At 58.0% G+C, this 24,449-nt stretch carries 22 protein-coding genes and 1 tRNA gene; 14 read left to right on the top strand and 9 right to left on the bottom strand.

Annotation, left to right across the window (positions count from 1 at the left end; translation table 11 throughout):
• Window positions 1–13: 13 nt before the first annotated feature.
• From ABVF61_RS14380 to ABVF61_RS14360, 5 genes are read left to right on the top strand one after another with little or no spacing between them, the layout of a single operon-like run.
• The gene (locus ABVF61_RS14380) at window positions 14–1,018 is read left to right on the top strand and encodes a DUF58 domain-containing protein (RefSeq protein ID WP_353994234.1); all 1,005 of its coding nucleotides are present in this window, start codon (window positions 14–16) and stop codon (window positions 1,016–1,018) included.
• Window positions 1,015–1,485 (top strand): DUF4381 domain-containing protein, encoded by a 471-nt coding sequence (locus tag ABVF61_RS14375; protein ID WP_353994233.1) that lies wholly within the window; start codon window positions 1,015–1,017, stop codon window positions 1,483–1,485. Before ABVF61_RS14380 ends, ABVF61_RS14375 begins: the two co-directional genes overlap by 4 nt.
• Window positions 1,482–2,465: a VWA domain-containing protein gene (locus ABVF61_RS14370; RefSeq protein WP_353994232.1), complete on the top strand. Its 984-nt coding sequence runs from the start codon at window positions 1,482–1,484 to the stop codon at window positions 2,463–2,465. The genes ABVF61_RS14375 and ABVF61_RS14370 overlap by 4 nt, the downstream gene beginning before the upstream one ends.
• Window positions 2,462–4,003 carry a VWA domain-containing protein gene (locus tag ABVF61_RS14365; protein ID WP_353994231.1) on the top strand — a complete coding sequence of 514 codons (1,542 nt, stop codon included), beginning with the start codon at window positions 2,462–2,464 and terminating at the stop codon, window positions 4,001–4,003. The genes ABVF61_RS14370 and ABVF61_RS14365 overlap by 4 nt, the downstream gene beginning before the upstream one ends.
• The gene (locus tag ABVF61_RS14360) at window positions 4,000–5,292 is read left to right on the top strand and encodes a hypothetical protein (protein WP_353994230.1); all 1,293 of its coding nucleotides are present in this window, start codon (window positions 4,000–4,002) and stop codon (window positions 5,290–5,292) included. The genes ABVF61_RS14365 and ABVF61_RS14360 overlap by 4 nt, the downstream gene beginning before the upstream one ends.
• Window positions 5,293–5,322: 30 nt before the next feature.
• On the opposite strand, the gene ABVF61_RS14355 is transcribed toward ABVF61_RS14360, so the two are convergent.
• Entirely contained in the window at window positions 5,323–5,472 is a 150-nt protein-coding gene (locus ABVF61_RS14355; protein ID WP_353994229.1) for a hypothetical protein, read from the bottom strand.
• Window positions 5,473–5,746: 274 nt separating this feature from the next.
• Window positions 5,747–5,833, bottom strand: a tRNA-Leu gene (locus ABVF61_RS14350).
• A gap of 177 nt (window positions 5,834–6,010) precedes the next feature.
• On the opposite strand from ABVF61_RS14350, the gene ABVF61_RS14345 reads away from it, so the two are divergent.
• Together ABVF61_RS14345 and ABVF61_RS14340 are read left to right on the top strand one after the other, a co-directional pair.
• Window positions 6,011–6,985, top strand: coding sequence for a complex I NDUFA9 subunit family protein (locus ABVF61_RS14345; protein ID WP_353994228.1), 975 nt, complete (start codon window positions 6,011–6,013; stop codon window positions 6,983–6,985).
• Window positions 6,986–7,097: 112 nt separating this feature from the next.
• Complete coding sequence (locus ABVF61_RS14340) at window positions 7,098–8,360, top strand: MFS transporter (protein ID WP_353994227.1); 1,263 nt, start codon at window positions 7,098–7,100, stop codon at window positions 8,358–8,360.
• Between the two features lie 27 nt (window positions 8,361–8,387).
• Here the strand turns inward: ABVF61_RS14340 and ABVF61_RS14335 are convergent, their stop codons facing one another.
• Entirely contained in the window at window positions 8,388–8,621 is a 234-nt protein-coding gene (locus tag ABVF61_RS14335) for a DUF1127 domain-containing protein (RefSeq protein WP_353994226.1), read from the bottom strand.
• Between the two features lie 146 nt (window positions 8,622–8,767).
• On the opposite strand from ABVF61_RS14335, the gene ABVF61_RS14330 reads away from it, so the two are divergent.
• Entirely contained in the window at window positions 8,768–9,796 is a 1,029-nt protein-coding gene (locus tag ABVF61_RS14330) for a helix-turn-helix transcriptional regulator (protein ID WP_353994225.1), read from the top strand.
• On the opposite strand, the gene ABVF61_RS14325 is transcribed toward ABVF61_RS14330, so the two are convergent.
• A complete protein-coding gene (locus ABVF61_RS14325) occupies window positions 9,788–10,594 on the bottom strand; it encodes an undecaprenyl-diphosphate phosphatase (protein ID WP_353994224.1) in 807 nt (268 codons plus the stop codon). The genes ABVF61_RS14330 and ABVF61_RS14325 overlap by 9 nt on opposite strands.
• A gap of 188 nt (window positions 10,595–10,782) precedes the next feature.
• Between ABVF61_RS14325 and ABVF61_RS14320 the strand changes: the two genes are divergently transcribed.
• The 3 genes from ABVF61_RS14320 (at window position 10,783) to ABVF61_RS14310 (ending at window position 14,932) form a co-directional block, all read left to right on the top strand.
• Window positions 10,783–11,475 carry a glutathione S-transferase family protein gene (locus tag ABVF61_RS14320; protein ID WP_353996430.1) on the top strand — a complete coding sequence of 231 codons (693 nt, stop codon included), beginning with the start codon at window positions 10,783–10,785 and terminating at the stop codon, window positions 11,473–11,475.
• 17 nt (window positions 11,476–11,492) lie between these two features.
• Window positions 11,493–12,650, top strand: coding sequence for a tRNA epoxyqueuosine(34) reductase QueG (gene queG / locus ABVF61_RS14315; protein WP_353996429.1), 1,158 nt, complete (start codon window positions 11,493–11,495; stop codon window positions 12,648–12,650).
• 176 nt (window positions 12,651–12,826) lie between these two features.
• Window positions 12,827–14,932, top strand: a complete 2,106-nt coding sequence (locus ABVF61_RS14310) for an aq_1923 C-terminal domain (RefSeq protein ID WP_353994223.1) — start codon at window positions 12,827–12,829, stop codon at window positions 14,930–14,932.
• Between the two features lie 216 nt (window positions 14,933–15,148).
• Here ABVF61_RS14310 and ABVF61_RS14305 read toward each other — a convergent pair whose 3' ends face one another.
• Window positions 15,149–16,102 carry an AraC family transcriptional regulator gene (locus ABVF61_RS14305; RefSeq protein WP_353994222.1) on the bottom strand — a complete coding sequence of 318 codons (954 nt, stop codon included), beginning with the start codon at window positions 16,100–16,102 and terminating at the stop codon, window positions 15,149–15,151.
• 95 nt (window positions 16,103–16,197) lie between these two features.
• Between ABVF61_RS14305 and ABVF61_RS14300 the strand changes: the two genes are divergently transcribed.
• Entirely contained in the window at window positions 16,198–16,947 is a 750-nt protein-coding gene (locus tag ABVF61_RS14300) for an SDR family oxidoreductase (protein WP_353994221.1), read from the top strand.
• A 45-nt stretch (window positions 16,948–16,992) separates the two neighbouring features.
• Here ABVF61_RS14300 and ABVF61_RS14295 read toward each other — a convergent pair whose 3' ends face one another.
• A complete protein-coding gene (locus tag ABVF61_RS14295; protein ID WP_353994220.1) occupies window positions 16,993–17,628 on the bottom strand; it encodes a TetR/AcrR family transcriptional regulator in 636 nt (211 codons plus the stop codon).
• 106 nt (window positions 17,629–17,734) lie between these two features.
• Between ABVF61_RS14295 and ABVF61_RS14290 the strand changes: the two genes are divergently transcribed.
• A complete protein-coding gene (locus tag ABVF61_RS14290; protein WP_353994219.1) occupies window positions 17,735–18,196 on the top strand; it encodes a nuclear transport factor 2 family protein in 462 nt (153 codons plus the stop codon).
• Entirely contained in the window at window positions 18,189–19,034 is an 846-nt protein-coding gene (locus ABVF61_RS14285) for an ergot alkaloid biosynthesis protein (RefSeq protein WP_353994218.1), read from the top strand. The genes ABVF61_RS14290 and ABVF61_RS14285 overlap by 8 nt, the downstream gene beginning before the upstream one ends.
• 223 nt (window positions 19,035–19,257) lie before the next feature.
• Here the strand turns inward: ABVF61_RS14285 and fdhF are convergent, their stop codons facing one another.
• From fdhF to ABVF61_RS14270, 3 genes are all read right to left on the bottom strand, one after another.
• Window positions 19,258–22,026 (bottom strand): formate dehydrogenase subunit alpha, encoded by a 2,769-nt coding sequence (gene fdhF, locus ABVF61_RS14280; RefSeq protein WP_353994217.1) that lies wholly within the window; start codon window positions 22,024–22,026, stop codon window positions 19,258–19,260.
• Window positions 22,023–23,699, bottom strand: a complete 1,677-nt coding sequence (locus ABVF61_RS14275; RefSeq protein WP_353994216.1) for an NAD(P)H-dependent oxidoreductase subunit E — start codon at window positions 23,697–23,699, stop codon at window positions 22,023–22,025. The genes fdhF and ABVF61_RS14275 overlap by 4 nt, the downstream gene beginning before the upstream one ends.
• 211 nt (window positions 23,700–23,910) lie before the next feature.
• Window positions 23,911–24,441 (bottom strand): RNA pyrophosphohydrolase, encoded by a 531-nt coding sequence (locus ABVF61_RS14270; protein ID WP_353994215.1) that lies wholly within the window; start codon window positions 24,439–24,441, stop codon window positions 23,911–23,913.
• Window positions 24,442–24,449 lie beyond the last annotated feature (8 nt).

Genomic DNA, 24,449 nt, shown 5'->3' with positions numbered 1-24,449 from the left:
GGTGGTGATCCGAATGCGAGATCGTGCAGCAAGAACACGTACCGGTCTTTCGGCAAACGCGGCCGCATCGGATCGCTCATCGGATCCGCGTGTGCACGTGACGGTCTCTCAGTTGCGGGCCCTGGAAAACAGCGCCAGGTCGCTGCGGTTTCTACCACGCCAACCTGTTTCGAGCGTCTTTAATGGGCGTCATGCTTCGCGATTGCGAGGCCGTGGCCTGAATTTCGAAGAACTGCGCGGATATCTGCCGGGTGACGATCCCAGAACCATCGACTGGAAGGTCACCGCGCGCACCGGCGAGCCCCACATTCGCGTTTTCAGCGAAGAGCGGGACCGCCCGGCTCTCCTGGTTGTCGACCAGCGCATGTCGATGTTCTTCGGTACGCGGCACGCCATGAAATCGGTAACGGCAGCAGAGGCCGCTGCGCTCGCGGCTTTTCGCATTCTCGATCAGGGTGACCGGGTTGGCGGCCTGATTTTTGGCGATGCGCTGGTGGCGGAGATCAAACCGAAAGCGAGCCGCAGCGCGCGAGACCAGCTGATCGCCGCACTGGTGCGCGCCAATCAGATGCTGCACGCTGACGCTGCTTTTTCCGATAATCCGACCCCGCTCAATCTTCCTCTTTCAAAGGTCGCGAAGATTGCACGACGCGGATTTCTGATTGTCGTGATCTCCGATTTCGACGGGATTGACGCGAAGACCACCCGGCTCATTGGCGACCTGTCGCGCCACAACGACCTAGTCCTGTGTCCCGTGACAGATCCCGTTTCCGGGGACATTCCGAAAAACACGAAACTGGTGGTTTCGAACGGGGATCTTCAAGCCGAATTGGACACCGGCTCGGGCGACGTGCGCAAACGTCTGACAGAATTTGCCTCAGGGCGCCTCAACGAGGTCCTGAGCTGGCAGAAACGGTTCGGAATTCCCGTATTGCCGCTCAGCGCCGGCGAGGACACAGTTCCGCAAATTCAGCGCCTCACCGGCATCGGGCCGAGATCCAGCGGACGCGACCGATGAACGAAGACTGGAGCGGCCTCAATCTCTCCGAGCTGATCGATCTGCTGGAGCCCATACCGCAACCGGCGCAGATTTCGCTTGTTCCGCAAACAGCCGGTTGGATCTGGCTCGCTGCAGCCGTTTTGGCCGGTCTCGCATTGCTTTGCTGGCGGCTTTATCGCCTGCGGAAAAGAAACGCTTATCGCCGGCAAGCGCTCACGGAACTCGAAGCATGCCAGGGCGACCCCGGCGAACTGGCGCGGATCCTGAGGCGCACTGCCCTGGCTGCCTATCCCAGGGCCGAGATTGCCTCCTTGCACGGACAGGACTGGCTCGCATTTCTCGATCGAACCTATCCCGGCAATGCCTTTCTGGAAGGGGCCGGAAAGGACCTTGGCGACGCGCCTTACCGCCAAAGCGGATCTTTTAAGCACCTGAAGCCCGTTGTTTGTGACTGGATCCGAACACACAAAGGCGAGGCCGCATGATCGAATTCGGCCATCCTTTCGTTTTTCTGATGCTTCCGCTGCCGCTGCTGATTTATTTTTTTCTCCCGGCGCACAGGCAGCGCGTCGCTGCGTTCCGGTTTCCCTTTTTCAGAGAACTTGCTCGATCCGCCGGTCAGGAACCCCAGGCCGGGGCTATCGTTTTCAGCCGGACCAGGCTGCAGAACGGGGTGGCGATCCTCATCTGGGGGCTGCTTGTCTGCGCCCTGGCAAATCCGGAGCGCGTGGGTGAACCGATCACACAGGAAAAGGCTGCCCGTGACGTCATGCTGGCCATAGACATCTCCGGATCGATGGACCAAAGAGACTTCCCGGCAGCCGACGGGCAACGCGTGCAACGGCTGGACGCCGTAAAACGGGTGGTGGGAGACTTTATCGACGCCCGCGATGGCGAGCGCGTCGCGCTCATTGTCTTCGGCGCGAAGGCTTTCGTGCAGGCCCCCTTCACGGAAGACCTGGCAACCGTGCGTGCGCTGCTGGATCAGACGGAGGTGGGCATGGCCGGACCGCACACGGTCCTCGGAGATGCCATCGGGCTTGCCATCAAGACCTTTCAGACCAGTGAGATTGAGGATCGCCTGCTGATCGTCTTGAGCGACGGCGCGGACACCGGCAGCCGCATGACACCGATCAATGCGGCTGCCATCGCGGCGCGCGAAGGCGTCGAGATGATCACGATCGGTGTGGGCGATCCGAGGGGAACAGGCGAGCAAAGGTTGGACGAACGCACTCTCACCGACATCGCAACCACGGCTGGAGGCCAATATTTTTTTGCTGGAGATGAAACGGCCCTTGGCGACATCTATGAGCGCATCGATGCCCAGACACCCAAGAAGATCGACGTCTCGGTTTACCGGCCCAAGAAACCCCTCGCGCATTTCCTGATTGCGCTTTCGGCAGCGATCGGTCTCGCCACACTGGGGCTTTTATACGCTTTCAAAACACGGAGGCGTCTTGCATGAGCACTGCAGAGCTTTATGAGGGATTGTCTGCGTTTCATTTCATCCGCCCGCTCTGGCTGTTGCTATTGCCTGTGACCGCATATCTTTGGTGGCGGATCCGTCGCGAGGCCACGCGCGGACCCGATCTTCCAGAAACAATCGCGCCGCATCTGGCCAATGCGCTCACAGTCGGAAAGCGCGCGGACAGCAAGGTCTTGCCGATTGACGTGGTCGCACTGTTTCTCGGTCTGCTGGTGATCGCGACAGCGGGGCCTACGTGGTCAAGACTTTCCAATCCGCTCGTCTCTGACACGGCACCGCTGGCGGTGACGCTGAAAGTCAGCAAATCCATGCTGAATACCGACATTCCACCAAACCGGATGGAGCGATCCAGACACAAGATCCTCGACCTCTTGAGCGAACGGGCTGGTGCCAAAACAGCGCTTGTCGCCTATTCGGGCACTGTCCATCAGGTTGTTCCCCCGACCGAAGATCCCGAAGTCCTCAAACCGTTCCTTGAAGGGTTGGAACCGGATGTGATGCCGCGCGACGGCAATTCGGCGCGGGCTGCTCTCCTGCTCTCCGAGGGCATCATCGGAGCGCTTGAGAGCCCGGGGGCCATCGTCATGTTAGCCGATCAGATTACCGATGCGGACCCTCCAGCATTTCGAGACCATGCCGACAAGGGCGGCAGCCCGGTCATTTTCTGGTTTTTCGGACGTGAGGACGACATGCGGCGCGAGATTGCCGCCCTACCGGGAACGACCGTCGTCGACGTGACGGTGGATGCAAGTGACGTGTCGAAAGTCCTGCAGTCGATCGATACAGCCTATCGGGACGGGCTTCGAGGCGATGAACGCCAGGAGTGGAAGGATCAGGGGTGGCTACTCGCCTGGCCGGCTGCCCTCCTGCTATTGTTTTGGTTCAGACGGGGCTGGACCATGCAGTGGGCCGCTCTCGTATTTGCGGCAGGATTGACCGCGTTCGGGCCTGAGGCACGTGCGGACGGTTGGCGCGACTGGTTCCTGACGCCCGACCAGCAGGGCCGACTTGCCTTCGAAAACAAGGATTATCAGCGCGCGGCCGACCTGTTCGAAGATCCCATGTGGAAGGCTTATGCCCTGGACCGGATCGGCAAATACGAAGATTCTGCCGAAATCTACGCCTGGCAGGACAGTTCCGATGCAGCAATTGGCGAGGGCGTTGCTCTCATAAAATCAAGGTCTTACCGCGCAGCAATTGATGCATTTGCAAAAGCGGTTGAGCGTGATCCGGACAATGCCGCCGCACAGCACAATCTGAAGCTTGCGCAATATATCCTGGACTATATCGAAACGACCCGCGAGCAGTCGGATACCGGTGAAGACAGCGGCATCGGGGCCGACGATGTCGTTTACGACAACGAAGCCGGACGCGGAGCCGACAGCGAACAGTCCGCCGCTACAACCGCGGAAACTGCGCCGGAAAGCGCTGAACAATGGATGCGGACGGTCGACACCCAGACGGGCGCCTTCCTCAAAACGCGGTTCGCACTGGAAGCTGCAAGGACGCCCCAATGATCCGTGTTGTTTGCCTGCTGCTTTTCGCCTTTCAGACAAGTGTTGTTTTCGCGGCATCTTCAATGGCCCCGATCGTCAAGACGTCCTTGTCGGAGGAAACGGCGATCCCCGGCCAGGCGATTATATTCAGGGTCAGCGTCCTGGTGCCGACCTGGATGTTGTCGCCTCCGGTCTTTCCGAGCTTTGAAGTCCCGAACGTCGCCGTCCGCTTGCCATCCCGATCCGCCCAGCCCGTCAGCGAAACCGTGGACGGCGAGACCTGGTCCGGTGTCAGCCGTGCCTACAGGCTTTATCCGATGGTGCCCGGACGGTTTGCCATTCCAGCGGACGAGATCCAGGTGACCTATGCTGATCCACAGACCCGCGAGGCCATTGTCGTAACTGTGCCGATCGAAGCGTTCGACGTCGTCGGTGAAGTCCCGGCGGCGGCGAAAACGCTCGCTCCGTTCCTGGCTGCCAACTCGCTTTCAATCGAGCGAAACATCGAAGGCGACGCGGAGGCTCTGAACCCGGGCGACGCGCTGACGCTCACAACCACTGTCAAGGTCCGCGGCGTGTCGCCGATGTTCGTCCCACCGCTTCCACCGATCCCATCCGATCAGGGCTACGCTACCTACGCCAAGGAACCTGTGGTGACAGAAAAAGAAGATCGCGGCGCCTTATCGGGAGAGCGTAGCCAGTCCGTGACGGTGATTGCCGAGAACCAGGGGACTTACGATATCCCCGAGCTCACCTTGTCCTGGTTCAATCTTGAGACCGGCAAAATCGAAACGGCAACCGCCCCCGGACTATCGGTCACGATCACCGGGTCTGCCGGGACATCCCTCCCTGAGGAGGAACCACTTGACTGGCGGCCTTATGCATTTTTCGCACTGGCATCGGCGCTCGTGATTTTTGCACTCTACAGGCTTTCAAAGCTGTTCCTGCCGCGCCTGAAACGGGCGATCCGGCAACATCATACGCGTTACCTTACTTCTGAAACTTACGCTTACAGGCAGCTGAAGAGGGAGATTTCCCGGCGGAACCTGGCGGGCATTGAGCGCGCCGGTCTTCGCTGGAGGAGTCTTGCAAGTGCGGAAGATCCAAAAATCGACTGGCAACCTTTCGAGGCGGCGCTTTTGGCCGTTCGGGCCCCGACTTACGTTTCGGCGCTTGCGGGTCGCGGACCCAGTAATTTGCACAATTGGCGATCTCTTCAAGACGCCGCGCGCGACATCAGGGCCTCTGCGAAGAAAAACCGAAGGAACGCATCGCGGCGAATGCTTCAGCCGCTTAATCCTGTCTCCTGATACCGAAACAGGGCTGATCTACCCGCGCATTCAATGACGGCTTGCTGCATCTTCGAAGGGTTCGTTCTGTCGCCAGTCCAGATCCAGATAATAGCTGCTTGCGGTCACCAGCAGGGTGGCAAGCGCAAAGCACCCGGCCGCGAGCAATACGATGCCTCGTTCAAACGTCTTCCGGTCCATGCAGCCCTCTCTTGTCAAACATGATCCAAGGACTGGAGCGGCGCTCCTTGCGACTTACTTAACGGAAAGCGTTAACTTGACATTTTACGACAAACTGCCCGAGCATTGCCAAGAGAAAGTTCCGCGAACGGCTCTATTGCCACCTCTCTGAAGCCGGTTTCCCGCATGGATTGCCGCAATGTATTCTAGCGAGACACCAGAAACGAAAAAGCCCCGGAAAACCGGAGCTCTTTCGAGGATATCAGACCGTGCTGAACTATCTGAAATCGGAATTTGGTGCCCAGGAGAGGACTCGAACCTCCACGCCCATAAGGGCACTAGCACCTGAAGCTAGCGCGTCTACCAGTTCCGCCACCTGGGCTGTGAGGGGGGCTTGTAAGCGCCGGACCTTCCCTTGTCAATCGCAAGGTGCGACTTTTTTTGATCAATCGCAGGCAGCTCTTCACACCCGGCTTACAAAGGTCTAAGAAACATCCTGGCGGTCCAGACTTTTTGCGCTGCAACGCCGCTTTTCGGACGCGACAGAAGGCATATGCGAATGGCCACACCCCTTAACGGCAAGCTCGTCACTATTTTCGGCGGATCAGGTTTTGTCGGCCGTCACGTCGTTCAGGCACTGGCCCGGCGCGGCTACCGTGTGCGTGCCGCCGTACGGCGTCCGGATCTGGCAACACACCTGCAACCCCTCGGCGCGCCCGGACAGATCATGCCCGTCCAGGCCAACCTGCGTTACCGCTGGTCCGTCGACCGCGCGGTTATCGGCGCGGATGCCGTGGTCAATGCGGTCGGCATCCTTGCACCAACGGGGAACCAGACATTCGATGCCGTGCAGGCCTTCGGTCCACGCGCGATTGCTGAAGCCGCGCGCGGTGCCGGCCTTTCCGCGATCACGCATATTTCGGCAATCGGCGCCGATAGCGAAAGCACTTCCGCCTATGCCCGCACGAAGGCAGCCGGCGAAGCAGGTGTTCTGGAAACACTGCCCGACAGCATCATCCTGCGCCCATCGATCGTGTTCGGACCGGAAGACAATTTCTTCAACCAGTTTGCTGAAATGGCGCGTTTTGCTCCTGCCCTGCCGCTGATTGGCGGCGGCGAGACCGTGTTTCAGCCGGTTTATGTCTGCGACGTTGCGGAGGCTGTTGCGCGGGCGGTCGACGGAGAGCTGACAGCCGGTACGACTTACGAACTCGGCGGGCCGGAGCACAAGAGCTTCAAGGAGTGCCTTGAAGCAATGCTCGACATCACCCGCCGCTCACGCGCACTCTTGCCGATTCCGTTTCCCATTGCGTCCGCCATGGGCAAGGTGATGCAGCTCTTCCCGGGCGCACCGATCACCGCCGACCAGGTCGAGCTCTTGAAAAGCGACAACGTTGTCTCGGAAGAAGCGATCAAAGACGGCAGAACGCTGGAAGGCATCGGCATAACCCCGGCGACGCTTGCGGCGATCCTGCCGACCTATCTGGAACGTTTCCGGCAGCATGGCCAGTATGACGCGCATCGCGCTGTCTGACCGGGCTTTCCGGTAAGAGACAAAGCAGACACTTCCTGAAGGCGGGCTCAGCCCGCCTTTTTCATTGCCGGGGAGATATGCTTGTCCTAGGCTTCTCTCCAAGGGGGAGCCAATGCCATTTCTTGCCAAAGTCACAATGCTCTTTGTCGTCTTTGTCGACCTCCTGGGGCAGGGTCTCGTCTTTCCGATCATCAACAGTCTGATCATGGAACCCAGCACCTCGATGCTGCCAAAGGACACGACCGATGCCGTGCGCCATTTCAACTACGGCCTGATCATCGGCATCTTTTTCCTGTGCTGGTTCTTCGGCGCACCGTATATTTCAAAACTCTCGGATGTGATCGGACGCAAGAATGCCATCCTGATTTGCCTTTTCGGTGCTCTTGGCGGGTATGCGCTCACAATTGCGGCGCTTTATCTCAACAGCTTTCTTCTGCTCATTCTGGGGCGTGCAATCACGGGTCTCACGGCGGGCAACCAGCCCATCGCGCAAGCGGCCATGATCGACGGAAGCGTCGATGACGAAGACCGGAACCGGAACATGGGCTACATCATCACCGGCGTCAGTTTCGGGCTTGTGGGCGGTCCGATCATTGGCGGGTTTCTGTCGGATCCCGTTATTCTGGGGAGCCTGGCAAGCGTCAAACTGCCGTTTTTTGCCTGTTTCGTGCTGGTGTTGATTGCGATCCTACTGGTGGTGATCTGCTTCAAGGACACGCACGACGCAGTCGCCGAACGTCAGCCTTTTGTCTTCCGTCCGGCGGAGATCTTCGAACTGCTCTGGCAGATAAAGAACTATCCAATCGTTCTCAGACTGACCTTCGTCTTCTTTTTCTTCCACATCGCCAATCTGTCGTTCTACATCTTCGTGGACAACTATCTGACAAGCCGGTTCGGGTACGGAACATTCGGCGGCAGCATGGTGATGCTGACGATTGGCGCAGCGCTTGCCTTTTCAAGTACTTTTCTTGTGGTCCCGGCACAAAAGCGTTTCAGCAAGGAAGCCATTCTCGGAACAACATTCGTCGTCTGGGCTCTCTCGGCTGCAGCGTTCGTCGCATCGCCGATCGCCATTTTGACCTTCATACCGGTCTTCTGCTTCTACTTTGTCTTCGGCATCGCCTACCCGACATTTCTCGGGCTCTATGCGGCCGCCGTAAATGACGAGGAACAGGGCTGGGTCATGGGGATAACGATCGCGATCTTCACGCTGGTTGCCGGCATAATCTCGCTCATCGGCGGTGAACTGATCGGCCTGAACCTGGATATTCCGTTCTTTGGCGTCATCGTCGCGGCGATCATTGCGCTTGTTGTCATGTTCCTCAGCTGGAACAAGCCTGAAATCCGGGCGCTGACGCGGATTTCCGGTGGCTGACACATCCATGTCAGCCACCGGAAGCGTTTATTTCCAGAGGTCTGCACCATATCTGTTCCGGTGCAGTTCACGATAGCCTTGTCCCGTGCGCATGAGTCCAATGTCCCTCAACTCCCCGTCGTTCAGGTGAGAAAGGGCACGGGCAGTTGTCCGGCGGCGAACATACCGGCGGAGCTGGTCGGCACATACACGAAGAACGGTGAACACAAGGCCACGGCTGTGTGCGCGGCTACGGAATACAGTTTCAATTTCATAGCTCATCTCTCATCTCCTTGCGGATCGTGTCCGCCGTTTTCCGGCGACAAAGCAAAGATGGCAGGTCAATCCTGACAGCTGTGAGTCAGGTTTGATCTCGTTCTGTTCCCGGGATATGATTTTTTTCGGATCAACCGTCCAAGGGCCTTTTCATGAACCCGATAGAACGCGCGCTCGGCATCCTCTTGCTGCTGACCGGAGGCAAGCTCGTCCCCGCGACCGTGCTTGCCGAACGATTCCAGGTCTCCCTTCGAACGATCTACCGGGACATTGACCGGCTGATCGCGCTCGGCGTTCCGGTCGACGCCGAAAGAGGCGCGGAGGGCGGATACCGGCTCGCGAGCGGATATCTCCAGCCACCGGTCGCGCTCACGCGCAATGAGACGGCAGCGCTGCTGGCTGCCATGGCGCTGGTGCGCAGCAGCCGCACCGTTCCCCTTGCCGACGACCTGAGCTCAGCGGAAAAGAAACTGCTCGCCTCCCTGCCCAAAACCGTCCACGGACTTCTCAAGGAAGCCGACCGCATCGTCGGAATCGAGCCCATTCCAGCCGACATTTTTCATGCCGGCACCAAGGCGGAACCGACGGATGACTGGCAACGCGCGCTCGACGGGTTCATGGCCGGAATCCTCGATGGAAGACGTGTCCGGTTCCAACACGTCAATCCGTCCCGCAATACGGCCAAGGAACACGACGTCGAACCCTACGGGGTCATGTTCGACCGGGACCTTTGGTATCTCGCCGGACGCTGCGTCGACACCGAGATGGTCAAGGTCTACCGGGCGGACCGCGTGCGCAACCTGGAAATCAGCGGGCTCTTTTTCAGGCCCGACAAGGCGTTTTCCATCAAGACGCTGCTCGGCGGTGCCTGGCTTTCCCAGGCAATGCGTCGCTGGGAGCAAGAAGAAGAAATCGCCAAGATCCTGATCACCGCTGACCAGGCCAAGAAACTGAGCGTCGACTGGTACTACAGGCACGCGGTCTTCACGCCTGCAGGAGACGGCAGGATCCTCGTCAGCATTCCCAGCACTGATCGGGCCCGCCTCCTGCCACTGGTCAGATGGCTCGGCCCCGGAGCAGAGCTCCTGTCACCCGACGCGCTGCGGTTGGAGCTTGCAGACGAGTTGGCCACGCTTGCCGGGCTCTACGGAGCCGGCCCGGCGGCAAAGCATTCAGCCTAGGAAATAGAGACCGGCAAACCCGGCGAGACCGACGAATATGCGCCAATAGGCAAACGGTGCGAAGCCGTGGCGGGATACGAAATCGAGCAGGCCCTTGACGACGAAGACGCCGGAAATGAATGATGCGACGAAACCGATGACGATGAGCGTGGCATCGTCTGCCGACAGCACGTTGCGGTTCTTGTAGAGGTCGTAGGCGAAAGCACCCGCCATGGTCGGCATGGCGAGAAAGAACGAGAACTCCGCCGCCGAGCGTTTGTCGGTTCCCATCAGCAGCGCCCCGGCTATTGTCGCGCCCGACCGGGAGACGCCCGGCACCATGGCAAGGCACTGGCAAAACCCGATTTTCAGGCAGAGCGAAAGCGGATAGTCCATCACGTTCGTATAGCGCGGCTTCAGCGGCAGCCTGTCGATCCACAGCAGAATGACACCGCCCACCAGCAGCGTGGTGCAAATGAGTGCGGGCGTTTCAAACAGGACTTCCTTGATGAAGCTGTGCAGCAAAACGCCAATCACCGCAGCGGGCAGGAATGCGATGAGAATACCGAAGACAAATCGCCGGCTGGCCGCATCGTTCGGAAGCGCGGTCGTCAGGGCCCAAAGCCTACCGAAGTAAACAGACAGAATCGCCAGGATCGCGCCAAGCTGTATCAGAACCTCAAAGGTTTTTCCGGTGCTCTCAAATCCCAGGAAATGGCCCAGCAACAGGAGGTGCCCGGTGGAGGACACCGGAATGAATTCCGTCAGGCCCTCTACAATTCCCAAAATTAATGCACTTACAATTGTTTGGCCGTCCATTGGATGACATATCTCCGGCAGGCTCGATAAAAACTGGCCTGAAAAAGTAAAATTCGCGACTCAGGCACTGCCTGCGGCTGCTTATTTGCAGGACCAATCGGACAACGTCAAACCCTTGATAACCATATCTGGGGCAAACTGTGGTCAGAATTCTTAGTCTTGCCACAGTTCGGGCTCTAAACCCATTCATGCTCACGCTCTATCATCACCCCTTTTCTCCTTCTTCCAGGTTCGTGCGCCTCATCCTGAGCGAATACGGCGCGGCGTTCGAGGAGCAGCACGTTGAGCCCTGGGCGCGGCCGCAACACCTCCTGATGCTCAACGCCGCAGGCACCGTACCCGTCCTGGTCGAAAACGACGGTCCGTCGATCTGCGGGCCCGGACCGATCATGGAGTATCTCGACGAGACGCGTGGCTACGCGGTGGCCGACCGCCGTTTGATGCCGGATCATCCCGAGGCGCGTGCGGAAACCCGGCGTCTGGTGGAATGGAGCCTGATGAAATTCGATCAGGAAGTGGTCGGACATCTCGTTCGTGAGCGTATCTACAAACAGATCATGCCAAAGTCCGCCGGTGGCGGCGAACCGGATTCGGCAGCGCTTCGTGTCGCCCGGGCCAACATCCATCATCATCTCAAGTATTTCGGATATCTGGTGGCCTCGCGCCGCTGGCTTTCCGGCGATCGCCTGTCCTTTGCCGATTTTGCGCTTGCAGCCGGGCTTTCATGCGCGGATTATCTGGGGGAGGTGCCGTGGAGCAATCAGGAAGATGTGAAAAGCTGGTATGCGCGTGTCAAATCACGTCCCAGCATGCGCCCGCTCCTCGGTGAAAAAGTTTTGGGCATGCCGCCCGCCTCGACCTATGCGGACCTGGATTTTTAGATCTGCCACAAGCGAACCTGGACACAAAGACCCGTAAACTCCTGAGCGCTGTTGAAACGAAGGCGCACGCCCTCGGCTTCAGCGCGATGAAAATCGCGGCTGCGGACGCCACCCCGGAAGCTGCCGGGAACCTGCGCGGATTTCTCGACAAAAAATACCACGGCACAATGTCGTGGATGGAAGAGACGGCCGACCGGCGGGGCTCTCCCCGGTCGCTATGGCCGGATGTCCGTTCGGTGGTGATGCTGGCGATGAATTACGGCCCGGATGATGGCCCTGAAAATCATCCGCTGGCGCATCTTGAAGACCCTACCAGCGGCGGCATTTCCGTCTATGCCCGTCACCGGGACTATCACGACGTTATCAAGGGAAAGCTGAAAGAACTGGCGGCTTTTCTGACCTCCCGTGCAGGCGGGAACGTCAAGGTTTTTGTCGATACCGCTCCGGTCATGGAAAAGCCGCTCGGACAGGCCGCGGGACTTGGCTGGCAAGGCAAACACACCAACCTCGTTTCGCGGGAACTCGGATCCTGGTTTTTCCTGGGCGCGATCTTCACAACCCTGGACCTTCCGCCAACCTGCGCCGAGGTCGATCACTGCGGCTCATGCCGGGCGTGCCTTGACAGCTGTCCCACAGACGCCTTCCCGGCGCCCTATCAGCTCGATGCGCGCCGGTGCATTTCCTATTTGACCATCGAACACGCCGGTTCCATACCGCTGGAATTCCGTGAAGCGATGGGCAACCGGATTTACGGATGTGACGACTGCCTCGCGGCGTGTCCCTGGAACAAGTTCGCGCAGACAGCTCGCGAAGCTAAACTCAGAGCGCGCGCTGACCTCACCCGTCCCCGTTTAAGCGACTTGCTCGCTCTGGATGATGCGGCTTTCCGCAAACTCTTTTCCGGATCACCCATCAAAAGGATCGGGCGCAACAGGTTCTTGCGAAATGTCCTGATCGCTGCCGGCAATTCCGGTGATATAAACCTCGTCAGCAAGGTCGACTCTCTGCTCACGGACCCGGACCCAACCGTCCGGGGCGCTGCGGTCTGGGCGTTTCACAGGCTTTCGGGCGAAGATACTTTCAAGCGGCGCAAAAACGAGCTGTTGGGCGCGGAAACCGATGACGATGTCCGCGCAGAATGGCGCTCCTGGGGTTCCAATGAACGGCACCCGTGAGTCGACGGGATCAAAAGAATGGGCCATAGTCATGGAATGGTCTGAAACAAACAACTATATCGGAACCGGCCGTCCCACGACGGTTGATTCTGATCATCTGATTTGGAGCCAAAACATTGTTTTCAAAGCCCGCATCCTCAATAAATCCGCAACCGATCCGGAGCCGCACAAAACTTTTGACCCTGACCACAGCCCTCGCGCTCGTGTCCGGGACAGCCTTTGCGCAAGACACCGGTGAAGCCGCGTTCGAAGCTTATTCCGAAGGTTTGAAAAAACTCGGCCTTCAATTCGAAAACGGTTCGGTCGACTATGATGCTGGCAGTGACACGCTGACCCTGACGGACAGCACGCTTTCGCTCAGTGGTAAAATTGAAGATTTTCCGGCTGAAGAAACGGATGTGACGGGCAATGATGGTGGCACGGACATCGACCCTTCGAAACTGGCCGACATTGACTATTCGATTTCGATCAGCTCCGGCACAGTTACGATCACCGGACTGACACACGAAGACAGTTTCTTCTCCTCTGCAAACTGGACCTACTCCGACGATACCGAAATTGTCATTGAAGGATCGGTGGAGGATGAAGGCCGCCTCAAGATGGAAGGGCGCCTCGCCGGCATGTCAGCGACGAACTACGAGTTTGAGCTGCCCGAATTGCCGCCCGAGGATTCCGCCAAGCAGGCAAGCCGCTGGCTGCCTTTCCTCAAGTCGGCATTCCTGACGTCCTATGACGAGGTCAAGGTCGACAGCACAGCCGTCACCCTGGAAGCCTACGCTTCTGAAGGAGGTTCGGAAACACAGGTTCTTTCCGGTACCATGCAGATGGACGGATACCGTTTGGCCGGCGCCCGCGATGGGCAGGTCGACGAATATTCGATGGACAAGCTGACCCAGGTCATGAACACGCTTGATCCAGCATCCGGCCAAATGCTTGCGCAGACGACAAGCCAGGGAAAGACCGTCTACAACGACATTGATATCCGCGGTTTCATTGATCTTTTCGACCCGGCTGTTCCGGAGAGCGGAGAGGTATGGACACTGATCGGGTCAGGATCAGCGGTCGATTACGTCTCCAGCCAGGAAATCTCGCAGGGGCTGTCGATCAAGGTGGAAGCCGAAAAGGCAACACTTGACGATGTCACAATGATCAAGCGCGAAAACAATGTCCTGCAGCTGCTCGATCAGATTTTCGACAAACAGGCGCCCGGCCCTGAAGAGCTGATCACCAACGTGTTCCAGTTTTACCGGTCCTTCGCATTTGCCGACGCCCGTGTGAGTGGCATTTCGGTCATTGTTCCTGTCGGTCCGGGGTTGGAATCGGCGATCAAGATCGAAGAAATCGCCATGACCGATATCGGTTCTGACGGTATCGGCGAAATGATGCTGGTCGGTCTCGATGCCCCAAAACTGCCTGAGGGCGCATCGGTCAAAATCGATTGGGCTGCGATCGGCGACATTGAGTTTGCCGAGTACTCGCCCATGAAGGAGATGATCAGCACGCTCATGGCCGATCCGTCGTACGGTGAAAACAACCCGCTGGAAGTCGCCAAGGCCTTCATGCCGCGCTCTTTCGCTTACGAGATTGAAGGCCTCGACGTGAACATTCCAAATGTCGGACAGACGGCCATCGGCAAGGCCGAAATGACCATGTCGACAACAGTGCCACCGATCCCGACAAGTGTGCATTTCAAGAGCGACGGCATTCGTATGCCGGTCAGTGCGATCGACGACCCGCAGGCACAGGCACTGTTTCAGGCGCTCGGCCTGGACACGATCATCTGGTCGGACGAGGCCCGTCTCTATTGGGACGAAGCGACGTTGGAACTCAGACTGGAACGCCTGATGCTCAATGTTGAAGGGCTTGGACGGGCAGAAGCCTCCATGCGGTTCGCCAATGTGCCGAAGGCATTGTTCGAAGATCCGGAAGGTCAGGGCCAGTTGGCTGCCATTTCGGCTCAGTTCGTTGATGCCGCGATTTCATTCCGGGACGAAGGCCTTACGACCAACGGCCTCAAGTTCTTTGCCGATGCGCAAGGTTTGCCGGAAAACGTTCTGCGCGAGGCGCTTGTGGCACAAGCTGCGGGCGCAACGGCTCCGATCCAGAACGAGGCTTTCACCAAGATGGTCAGCGACGCGGTTTCTAAGTTCCTGGACGACCCGAAGGATCTGAGGGTGACACTCGCCCCGGCAAACCCAGTGCCTCTGGCGCAGATCCTCGGCAGCATGGCAGCGCCGCAGACCCTACCCGATCTTCTGAACGTGAAGATTGAAGCAAACTGAGCCAGTCAGTTTCAACCCTAGCGGAAGGACACGCCATCTCACTCCGCTAGCTTCTTGCCCTGCTTCGAAAGGCTCCCGTTTCGCACGTGTGGAACGGGAGCCGATGCTGCGCAGCACCAGGCTTTTTCGCAAAACGAAGAATTGGGTCGTTCAATTTTCCAAACTTGCGATATCTACCCGTTTTTTAGCCGCCGAGCGTTTTGATGCCCATTTCCCTCAGGGCAAAACGTGTTCATGTTTTCCTGACGCCGTTTGCTCGACAGATCGATCACTCTTGACGACTTTCGCGTATCTCGCAGGCGGCAAACCGACGTAACGCGTGAACGCTGTGCTGAACGCGCTTGAGGAACCGTAGCCAGTCTTGCCGCAAATTTCGGCTATGCTCATGTGACCGGATCGGAGCATGTGTTTAGCAAGCGTCATCCGCCAATTCAGCAAGTAGGTCATCGGCGGTGCGCCAACGATCTGGCTAAATCGTGTGAAATAGGCAGACCGTGACAGCCCCGCTTCTCTCGCGAGCTCAGGTACGGTCCAGGAACGTTCGGGCGCAGCATGCATGGCTCTAAGCGTCGGGCCTACTCGCGCATCAGCCAATCCACGCAAAAGGCCGGCCGTTGCATTCGGCTCAGCGCCAGACCTGAATGCTTCGATCAAAAGGACCTGCAAAAGGTGCTCGACGACGACACTTCGCGCCGGGCGGTCAGAGCGCACTTCTTCACGCAACAAGCCCGTAAGCGCCGACAACCTGCCCTCGCCGCGGACAACAACCAAATCAGGCAAAAGCGACACAAGCAGTTCCGCATCCGGACTTGTAAAAGTGCAGTACCCGATAAGCTGCTGCACTCCGGCTTCCGTTTCCGGTGAACCCAGCCTGAAAACACCGTCTTCATCTTCAACAGGCAGACTGTCGAGGTTTTCCGGTGGTTTGGGATCGACGCTGGAAAACGTGAAGGATCTTGCGGCGGGGATAAGCACGAAATCCCCGGACATCAGCATCAGCGGCTCCTTGCGGTCAACCTGCAAGCTGGCCCGGCCTGACAAAAGCGAGCAATAGAACGCATCATCCACATCGTCACGGCGAACTCGGAAAGCCCCGGCGGCATGCACGAGTTTTGAATGACGTGCCTGAGGCTTCAGCAAGGAGATAACTTCGGAATATGGATCACTCATTCCTGGACTTTTGATAAATTACTTTGGATTTTCAATTATAGATTGTCCAACTCTGACTGTCTACGTTTGGGCTTGACCACAACAGGAGACTGGCCATGAAGACTGTGATGATCACTGGATGTTCCTCGGGCTTTGGACAGGCGACGACCCGCCATTTTCTGGAAAAAGGCTGGTCCGTCGTTGCAACGATGCGGAACCCGGACCCGAAACTTTTGCCCGTCTCTGACCGGTTGCGCATTCTCCCGCTCGACGTTTCGATCCGCGACAGTATTGCCAATGCAGTTCGTGAAGCCGGACCCATCGACGCCCTTGTGAACAATGCCGGTGTCGGTTGGTTAGCGCCATTCGAGGGCACTTCCAACGACAACCTGCAACGGATTTTCGAAACCAACACACTGGGCATCTTCGAGATGACCCGCGCCGTCTTGCCACAAATGCGGGCGAATAGAGCCGGCGTGATCGTGAACGTATCCTCAAGCGTAACGCTCAAACCCTTGCCGCTCGCATCCGTCTACACGGCGAGTAAGGCTGCAGTGAATGCTTTCACCGAATGTCTTGCACTTGAGATAGCTCCTTTTGGAGTTCGGACGCATCTCGTGTTGCCGGGCCAGGCACCGACGACAAATTTCGGAAAGAACGCTATGAGCCTGATGCAAGAATCCAATTGCACACCGGCGGAGTATCAGGATTTTGTTGGACAGGTGCTGGAGGCTTTCAGAGATCCGGCAGGCAAAGAGTTCACGCAATCGGACGATGTTGTGCAGGCAATCTGGAATGCAGTCACAAACACCGATGCCCCGCTTCGTATTCCAGCTGGCAAAGATTCTGTCGCCCTCGCGGCTTAGATCCAACGACCCAGGCTGGCTGCGTGCATGTTCTCGCCCGGGATCTCAGGCCTTGCGCGCTCTGCCTTTGGCAAATTGCGTGACCAGGTTCGTGTACATCTCAATATCTGCTGACGTCGTGCGTTGTCGTTGTATGATTGAACGCCAGTAAAGCGGCGCAATAAGCAGATCCAGTATGGTCTGGCGGTCCGCCGTTTCCGGAAGTTCACGGCGGGCAATCGCCCTTTCGATCATAATGCTTGCTTGCGCCCGCCTGTCATGACTGACGTGCTCCAACAGGCCCATCAGCTCACCCGAACGCGCGACTTCTGCATGGAGATCGGGCAAGATCCGTCTTACCAGTCGGTGTCTTAGTGTTGCGGCCATGCGACGTATCAACAACCTGACATCACTCTCAAAGGAGCCACTGTCAGGTATCGGCGTGATGTTTGTCGCCATCGAACTTATGACCCCACTCACCAGCTCCAGCTTGGACTTGCAGCGGCGATAAAGAGCCGCCTTCCCAACCCCCGCCCGTGCCGCGATCTTCTCCATGCGGAGGCCGGCGTACCCGTTTTCGGCCCATTCCTCGAACAACGCTCTTTCGATGGCATTTGTAACTGAATCCTGCAAAAGCGCCGCTCCCGCGGGCTTTCGCGTCGACTTCTGCTGCTTTTTTACGTCGAAACTATTGCGTTCCATCGCATCAATCCATAAATAGAACGAAACGGTACCGTTCCATCCTATTTTGAACTAACCTGTGTGAAACATCAAGCAGAGCGACACCTTTTTTCCAAAGGAAGAAACCATGTCTGACACGAATACGATCCCAAGCTTTGGCGCGATGCTGCGTGATGCCCTGGGTGATGCAATCATTGCCCAAGCAGGAGAAAACTTCCTGGAAATGTGTCATGAGAACATCGTCTTCGAGTTTCCGTTCGCACCGGAGGGCAGCGTCCGTGCACTGAATGGACGCAACGCCATGGCAGCCTACCTGCCCAAGGTCGGCGAACTGATCGACTTTGAAGCCATGAGCCCGGCCGTCACACACCGATCCGCAGACGGTGTGACCTTCGTCCTGGAATTTTCCTGCAGCGGAAAAGGCGCGAAGACAGGTGAGCGATATGATCAGGACTACATCTCGATCATAAAGGTCCAAGACGGGCGCATCGTCCACTATCGGGATTACTGGAATCCACTCGTCCTGTTGAACGCCGTTGGTGGAATTGAGCGGTTGAAATCCGGTTTTGAGGCATTTCTCGATGACTAAGCCTATTCTGGTCACGGGTGGAACAGGAAAAACCGGTCGCCGCGTCGCTGCAGAACTGCAAGAGAATCGCATCGTCCCGCGTATCGCGACGCGCAATCCGACAGATAAAGCCCATCAGCGATTTGACTGGAGTGATCCTAAGACATTTGCCGAAGCGTTCGAAAATGTCGGTGCAGTTTACCTTGTCGCGCCGACCGACACTGTAGACTCGCTAACAGCAATGAGGCCTGGTCTCGAAACGGCGCTGAAAGCTGGCGTAAACCGGTTCGTTTTGCTCAGCGCCTCTTCGCTCGAAGAAGGCGGGCCGATGATGGGTGCTGTCCATAGCTGGCTTGGAGATAATGCACCCGAGTGGGTCGTCCTGCGGCCAACCTGGTTTATGCAGAATTTCTCAGAACTGCATCACCGTGGACCCATCCAGGATCAATCCGCGATTTACACTGCCGCAGGTCACGGGCGCGTCGGTTTCATCGACGCTGCAGACATCGCAGCTTGCGCAGCTGCCATGCTCACCGCGCCAAAAGTCAAAAACACGGACTACATTCTCACCGGACCAGAGGCTGTTTCGTATGACGACGTCGCACAAATCCTAAGTCAGCATTTGGGACGCGAGATCGTCCATCACTGTCTTACCGTTGACGAACTGGCAGAACGCCATCGCAAAAACGGACTGCCTGATGACTACGCAGCGACACTGGCTTCCATGGATGACGCAATCGCTGCTGGTTCCGAGGATCGTGTTACAGGCAGCGTCTTGAGACTGACCGGGCGGGCGCCAATTTCCATGTCCGAGTTCGTTCAGAAGAACCTTGGGGCGTGGTTAACAACACAAGACTAATCGACCAACCATACACATCGTCCGGACCCTGACTTGCTTACCGCAAAAGACGATCGAGCTCGGTTAGCCTGAGTGAACACCGCCCTCAAATCGACAACCGAATTGCGGACTTCCAAACTCTACGTCGGGGTTGAAACGAGGCTCATGCTTGATCATTGCTGTCAAACGGAGTGCGAAAGGGCGGCCCCAAGGACCGCCCCATTTCATGACTTGCAACTGCCTGTCACTCGGCAGCGACTTGATGTTCCGCCGGGCCGATCCGCGCAGCGCAGAACTTGAATTCCGGAATTTTTCCGAAGGGATCAAGCTGTGGGTTCGTAAGGAAGTTGGCCGGTGCTTCGAAGAAGCAGAACGGGATAAAGAGCATGCCCGAAGAGACATCCCGATCGGCGCGTAACGTCAGCGTTATGGCTCCGCGCCGTGTCTCGACGGTGACCTGCTGACCGATCTCCAGTCCCGACATCTTGATATCGCGCGGGTTCATGGAAACAGCAGGTTCAGGCTCGATCGCATCCAGAACGGTGGCCCGGCGCGTCATCGCACCAGTGTGCCAATGCTCCAGCAAGCGGCCCGTCGTCAGAACCAGCGGGAAATCCTCATCCGGCAACTCACTGGGAGGAACAAGATCCGTTGGAACGATCTTTCCGCGTCCGTCTGCCGTCGGGAAGGAAGAACCAAAGAGAATTTCGTTACCCGGCTCATCCGGTGCGTCCGCCGGATACGTTACCGTGCCGTCCCGTTCAAGCCGGTCCCAGGAAATGTTGTTAAGCGAACCCATATGCGACCGCATTTCCTCGTAGATCGCGGGAACACCGTCATAGGACCAGCCCAAATCGAGGCGATTGGCAATATCGATCAGGATCTGCCAGTCAGCTCGCGCCTCACCGGGCATCGGGACACAGGGCCGCCCGATCTGCACCTGACGATTGGTGTTGGTGTAAGTCCCTAGTTTTTCCGCGTGGGCCGAAGCCGGCAGAATGACATCCGCATGCCACGCCGTTTCCGTCAGGAAAATGTCCTGAACGACAAGATGCTTGAGAGTCGACAGCGCCTTGCGTGCGTGGTTCTGATCCGGATCCGACATGGCCGGGTTCTCGCCTTGTACAAACATGGCCTCGATACCACCAGCGAGAATGTCGTCCATGATCTCCACGACGGTCAGACCCCGAACCGGGTCAAGTGTCCGTCCCCAGGCATCTTCGTAACCGGCGCGGATATCCTCGTTTCCGACAGACCGATAGTCCGGATAGAACATCGGGATGAGACCGGCATCGGAAGCGCCCTGCACATTGTTTTGTCCACGGAGCGGATGAAGACCTGTCCCAGGCCGCCCAATCTGACCGGTCGTCAGCGCCATTGCGATCAGGCAGCGGACATTATCGGTTCCGTGCACATGCTGGGACACGCCCATGCCCCAGAAAATGATCGACCTCGGACTTTTTGCATAAAGGCGTGCGACTTCACGCAAGGTCTGCGCATCGATACCACAAACCGGTTCCATCGCCTCCGGCGTGAACTCGCGGATCTTTTCGGCAAGTGCTTCGAACCCGTCGACATGTGCAGCGATATATTGGCTGTCGTAAAGGCCCTCGGTCACAATGACATTGAGGATCGCGTTGAGCATCGCGACGTCGGTACCGGGCTTGAACTTCAAGCCGTAATCGGCATGCCGCATCAGATCCTGGCCGCGTGGATCCATGACGATCAGTTTTGTGCCTTTTTTCGCAGCCTGCTTGATATAAGTCGCAGCAACCGGATGGTTCTGCGCCGGCCGCGCGCCGATAACGATCATGCAGTCCGTGTCTTCGGCAGCGTTGAAAGGCGCCGTTACGGCACCCGATCCGATACCTTCGATAAGGGCCGCAACGGACGAGGCATGGCAAAGCCGTGTGCAGTGATCGACATTGTTTGTCTGAAAACCCTGGCGGATCAGCTTCTGAAAGAGATAGGCCTCTTCGTTGGACCCCTTGGCCGATCCGAAACCTGCGACACCGGCACCGCCTTTGGCATTGAATGCCGCTTTCAGGCCACCAGCGGCCCTATCGAGCGCTTCGTCCCAGGTTGCCTCGCGGAAATAGTCCAGATGGTTCTCCAGCGTCATGGAGATATCGCCACGCTTGGGCGCATCGTCCCGCCGGATCAATGGCTTGGTGAGACGCTCGGGATTGGACACATAGTCAAACCCGAAACGTCCCTTGACGCACAGCCGGTTTTCGTTAGCCGGGCCGTCCCGGCCGTCTACCTTCACGATCTTGCCGTCTTTGACGGAAACGGAAGTGAGACATCCGACACCGCAGAACGGACAGACGCTGTCCACTGTCTCCTCGGTAAAGACCTCGCGGACTTTACCAGCCTCATCCAGGAGGCTCTTTTCCATCAGTGCGCCGGTGGGACATGCGGACACGCACTCGCCGCAGGCGACGCAGGTGGAAATACCCATCGGATCGGCCAGATCGAAAACGGGCATGGTGTGGGACCCGCGGTCCGCCATGCCGATCACGTCATTTACCTGAACCTCACGGCATGCCCGCTCACACAGATTACACGCGATGCAGGCGTCAAGGTTAACCGCTATTGCCGGGTGAGACACGTCCTGCGCCGGCTTCTCACAAGGCGCGAACCGGCTCTCCGTGACGCCAATCGCGTCCGACCATTTCCAGAAATCACTCTCCGGATCGGGGTGCGCCTCGCGGCTTGGCTGATCGGCCGCCAGCAGCTCGAACACCATTTCGCGAGCCTTGGAGGCGCGTTCCGTTTCCGTCTTGACGACCATGCCCTCCGACGGCATGCGAATGCATGAGGCCGCCAGTGTTCGCTCGCCGTCGATATCGACCATGCAGGCTCGGCAATTGCCGTCTGAGCGGTATCCGGGAGCATCCTTGTGGCACAGATGCGGGATCGCAACGCCTTCGCGTTTTGCCACCTGCCAGATGGTTTCCCCTTCCTGGGCGGTAACGTCCTTGCCATCGAGGGAGAAAGTGACTTGGCTCATCTTTCGAATTCCTCCGGGAAAAACTTGAGCACAGACGCTACGGGATTGCTCGCCGCCTGGCCGAGGCCACAAATGGAGGCGGAGCGCATGACTTCGTCGAGATCCGCGATCTTGGCCTCGTCCCAGTCACCGTCTGCCAGCAGATGTTCCATCTTTTCTGTACCGGACCGGCAGGGCGTGCACTGGCCGCAGCTTTCGTGCTTGAAAAACCGCATCAGGTTAAGCGCCACGTCTCGCATGTCATCCTGATCGGAAAAAACGACGATCGCATGGCTGCCGATGAAGCAGCCGTGCTTGTCGAGCGTGCCGAAGTCGAGGGGCTCGTCCGCCAGTCTGGCCGGCAGAATGCCACCCGAAGCGCCGCCGGGAAGATAACCCTTGAAAACGTGGCCGTCTTCCATCCCGCCGCAATACTCTTCCAGGAGTTCGTTCATCGTGATGCCTGCTGGGGCGAGCTTAACGCCCGGCTCCCGCACGCGCCCGGAGACGGAGAAGGACCGGAAACCCTTGTGATCGCGCCGGCCCTGGGATGCGAACCATTCCGGGCCTTTCTCGACGATGTCGCGGATCCAGAACAGTGTCTCGACATTGTGATTGAGGGTCGGACGCCCGAACAGGCCGACCTGCGCGATGAAGGGCGGCCGATGGCGCGGCAATCCGCGCTTGCCTTCGATCGACTCGATCATGGCACTTTCTTCACCGCAAATGTATGCGCCAGCGCCGCGGCGCACTTCGATGTCGATCGTCGTAATGATGCCTGCGGTGCGCAATGCGGCGATTTCGGTCGCCAGGATCTGAAGCACCGCCGGATATTCGTCGCGCATGTAAAGGTAGACGCGCTCGGCGGAAATCGCATGGGCCGCGATCAGGGCTCCTTCCAGAAGACGATGCGGATCACGCTCAAGATGGTAGCGGTCCTTGAACGTTCCAGGTTCACCTTCGTCGCCATTGATCGTCAGGTATTTCGGTCCCGGCAGATCATTCACGATCTTCCACTTCGTGCCCGTCGGAAAACCTGCTCCGCCGAGGCCACGCAAGCCCGCTTTAAGAGCCATGTCCGCAATTGCGGCTGCATCGAATTCGCCAGACCGCACTCTCTCCAGCAGTTTGTATCCACCGTCTGCGCGATACTGATCAAGTTTGATATGATCAGGGATCTCCGCCGCGTTCTGACCCTCGAAAAGCAAGGCCCGGACGGACATTTCGCTGGCGTTGTCAACCGCGCGCTTGCCAACCTGGGCAGCAGGAGCGCCGGCGCACCGCCCGATACAGGGCACTTTCTGAATTCGGACCTTTGCAGGATCGACACCGCTTTCAAGAGCTTCTGCCAGCGCGTCGGCCCCTTTGATCGAACAGGCAACGCTGTCGCAGACCCGAATGGTCAGAGGTGCCGGTCTGGTTTCGTCTTCGCGGACAATGTCAAAGTGGTGATAAAAGCTGGCGACCTCATAGACTTCGGCCTGCGCCATGCGCATTTCGACCGACAGTGCTTTCAAATGCCTCGCCTCCAGACACCCGTAGGCGTCCTGGATCTTATGCAGATGCTCAATAAGCAAGTCGCGCCGGCGCGGTTCGTCACCCAAAAGCGCCTGTACTTCGCTATGGGCCGCATCTTCCAACTGACGCCCTTTTGGCTGGGACGGCTTTCGCGAAAGCCCCTTGCCGAAAGACATTGGCGTTCCTCCTAAACGTCCGAAACACGCTCTCTCAACAGCGCGCACCGGCAATGATCCGCTGAGTGACCTCGGGAAGAAACCGGTCTCCGATCTCAACACCTTCGGTCAATTTGGACCGGATGCTAGCTGTCCAATTACGCCTTGTCTGTTTGAAAAACGACAACGGGACTTCAAATGCTGACGCTTTGAGGATGGCGTTGTTGGGCGATCACGCCGTCAGGTGCGAGAAGGCTGCCACAACGCGTTCATAAACAGGCCTTTTGAAAGGCACGATCAGGCCTGGCAACTTTTCGGCATGTTCCCAGCGCCATGCGCTGAATTCCGCCGAATGTCCGTCGGGCGGCTCCAGGATATTGATTTCGTCATCCGACCCATCAAAACGATAGGCGACCCACTTCTGTGCCTGTCCGCGATGCTTGCCGCGCCGGGAAGAGCGGATGACCTCTTCCGGATAGTCATAAGCGAACCATTCCGGCGCTTCTTCCAAAAGCGACACGGACCTGATCGATGTTTCTTCGTAAAGCTCCCGCCGCGCCGCGTTTTCCGGGTTTTCCCCCTTGTCGATCCCACCTTGCGGCATTTGCCAGGCGAACTCGTAGTTGGAAGAACTGCCGCCATCGTCGCGGCTGCCAATCCAGACCATGCCGTCCTTGTTGATTACCATTATGCCAACACAGGGACGGTATGGCAGGCCATCGGATGGTTCTGGAAACCCAGGCCCGAGCGCACGCTTTTTCACTGAACTCA

It is taken from the genome of Roseibium sp. HPY-6 (assembly GCF_040530035.1).
In the GTDB taxonomy this organism is placed as follows: Bacteria; Pseudomonadota; Alphaproteobacteria; order Rhizobiales; family Stappiaceae; genus Roseibium.
Note: the sequence above shows the minus strand (reverse complement) of the source record. Positions and strands in the feature narration are given on the sequence as shown.

Bases quoted from the DNA above. Each gene is read 5' to 3' on its own strand.
- ABVF61_RS14365 (WP_353994231.1), top strand. From the start codon at position 2,462: ATGAGCACTGCAGAGCTTTATGAGGGATTGTCTGCGTTTCATTTCATC.
- ABVF61_RS14340 (WP_353994227.1), top strand. From the start codon at position 7,098: ATGCCATTTCTTGCCAAAGTCACAATGCTCTTTGTCGTCTTTGTCGAC.
- ABVF61_RS14360 (WP_353994230.1), top strand. From the start codon at position 4,000: ATGATCCGTGTTGTTTGCCTGCTGCTTTTCGCCTTTCAGACAAGTGTT.
- ABVF61_RS14305 (WP_353994222.1), bottom strand. From the start codon at position 16,102: ATGAGTGATCCATATTCCGAAGTTATCTCCTTGCTGAAGCCTCAGGCA.
- ABVF61_RS14355 (WP_353994229.1), bottom strand. From the start codon at position 5,472: ATGGACCGGAAGACGTTTGAACGAGGCATCGTATTGCTCGCGGCCGGG.
- ABVF61_RS14300 (WP_353994221.1), top strand. From the start codon at position 16,198: ATGAAGACTGTGATGATCACTGGATGTTCCTCGGGCTTTGGACAGGCG.
- ABVF61_RS14325 (WP_353994224.1), bottom strand. From the start codon at position 10,594: ATGGACGGCCAAACAATTGTAAGTGCATTAATTTTGGGAATTGTAGAG.
- ABVF61_RS14370 (WP_353994232.1), top strand. From the start codon at position 1,482: ATGATCGAATTCGGCCATCCTTTCGTTTTTCTGATGCTTCCGCTGCCG.
- fdhF (WP_353994217.1), bottom strand. From the start codon at position 22,026: ATGAGCCAAGTCACTTTCTCCCTCGATGGCAAGGACGTTACCGCCCAG.
- ABVF61_RS14290 (WP_353994219.1), top strand. From the start codon at position 17,735: ATGTCTGACACGAATACGATCCCAAGCTTTGGCGCGATGCTGCGTGAT.
- ABVF61_RS14320 (WP_353996430.1), top strand. From the start codon at position 10,783: ATGCTCACGCTCTATCATCACCCCTTTTCTCCTTCTTCCAGGTTCGTG.
- ABVF61_RS14285 (WP_353994218.1), top strand. From the start codon at position 18,189: ATGACTAAGCCTATTCTGGTCACGGGTGGAACAGGAAAAACCGGTCGC.
- ABVF61_RS14275 (WP_353994216.1), bottom strand. From the start codon at position 23,699: ATGTCTTTCGGCAAGGGGCTTTCGCGAAAGCCGTCCCAGCCAAAAGGG.
- ABVF61_RS14295 (WP_353994220.1), bottom strand. From the start codon at position 17,628: ATGGAACGCAATAGTTTCGACGTAAAAAAGCAGCAGAAGTCGACGCGA.
- ABVF61_RS14380 (WP_353994234.1), top strand. From the start codon at position 14: ATGCGAGATCGTGCAGCAAGAACACGTACCGGTCTTTCGGCAAACGCG.
- ABVF61_RS14345 (WP_353994228.1), top strand. From the start codon at position 6,011: ATGGCCACACCCCTTAACGGCAAGCTCGTCACTATTTTCGGCGGATCA.
- ABVF61_RS14335 (WP_353994226.1), bottom strand. From the start codon at position 8,621: ATGAGCTATGAAATTGAAACTGTATTCCGTAGCCGCGCACACAGCCGT.
- ABVF61_RS14375 (WP_353994233.1), top strand. From the start codon at position 1,015: ATGAACGAAGACTGGAGCGGCCTCAATCTCTCCGAGCTGATCGATCTG.
- ABVF61_RS14330 (WP_353994225.1), top strand. From the start codon at position 8,768: ATGAACCCGATAGAACGCGCGCTCGGCATCCTCTTGCTGCTGACCGGA.